The organism is Streptomyces sp. ATLC9 (assembly GCF_057196705.1).
In genome coordinates this window covers 1-1,046 of sequence record NZ_JBXUOY010000525.1, presented here as the reverse complement: position 1 = coordinate 1,046, position 1,046 = coordinate 1, and the positions used below count along the sequence as shown (strand labels likewise).

Genomic DNA, 1,046 nt, shown 5'->3' with positions numbered 1-1,046 from the left:
GCGCCCGTCTCCGCCGGTCTGCCCGACCGGGTGGCCGCGGCCCTGGAGGAGGATCCCGGGGCGCCGGCCGTGCACCGGCCCGAGCTGGGCGTCCTCGTGGCCGCCGTGCCCGCCGACGGCGCGGAGCGCTCCGAGGCCGAGCGGGCCGTGGCGGCGGTCGACGAGGAGCGAGTGCGGCTGCGCTCGGCGGTGAAGTCCCGCGACGGTTTCTTCACCACCTTCTTCGTCAGCCCCTACTCCCGCCATCTCGCCCGCTGGTGCGCGCGGCGTGGACTGACCCCCAACCAGGTGACCACCGCCTCGCTGCTCACCGCGCTGGTCGCCGCCGCGTGCGCGGCCACCGGCACCCGCGGCGGCTTCGCCGCGGCCGGGGCACTGCTGATCGCCTCGTTCGTACTGGACTGCGCCGACGGCCAGCTCGCCCGCTACGCGCTGAAGTACTCCACGCTCGGCGCCTGGCTGGACGCCACCTTCGACCGGGTCAAGGAGTACGCCTACTACGCGGGCCTGGCCCTGGGCGCGGCCCGCGGCGGCGACGACGTGTGGGCTCTGGCGCTGGGCGCGATGGTGCTCCAGACCTGCCGCCACGTGGTGGACTTCTCCTTCAACGAGGCCGACCACTACAGCGGGGACGGCGGCCGGGAACGCGCCGGGGGGCCCGCGGCCGGGAGCGCCAACCCCGCCGCCGCCCTGTCGGGGAGACTGGACCGGGTCGGCTGGACGGTGTGGGCCCGCCGCATGATCGTGCTGCCCATCGGCGAACGCTGGGCGCTGATCGCCGTCCTCACCGCGCTCACCACCCCCCGCACCACCTTCATCGTCCTGCTGGCCGGGTGCGCGTTCGCCGCCTGCTACACCACCGCCGGACGGGTGCTGCGCTCCCTGGCCCGGAAGGGTGTGCGCACCGGCCGCGCCGCGCGGGCCCTGGCCGACCTGGCCGACTCCGGACCACTGGCCGAGGGCGTGGCCCGGGCCGCCGCGTCCCCGACACGCTCGGCGCGGCCGTCCGCGTTCGCCGCCCCGGCCCTCGCCCTGCTCGGCTCGGC

The 1,046-nt window shown here is 77.0% G+C and carries 1 protein-coding gene; it reads left to right on the top strand.

All coding sequences use genetic code 11. The features are described 5' to 3' along the window. A partial coding sequence (locus tag AC2CJA_RS26835; protein WP_484605232.1) for a CDP-alcohol phosphatidyltransferase family protein occupies positions 1-1,046 on the top strand: 1,046 nt, incomplete at both ends.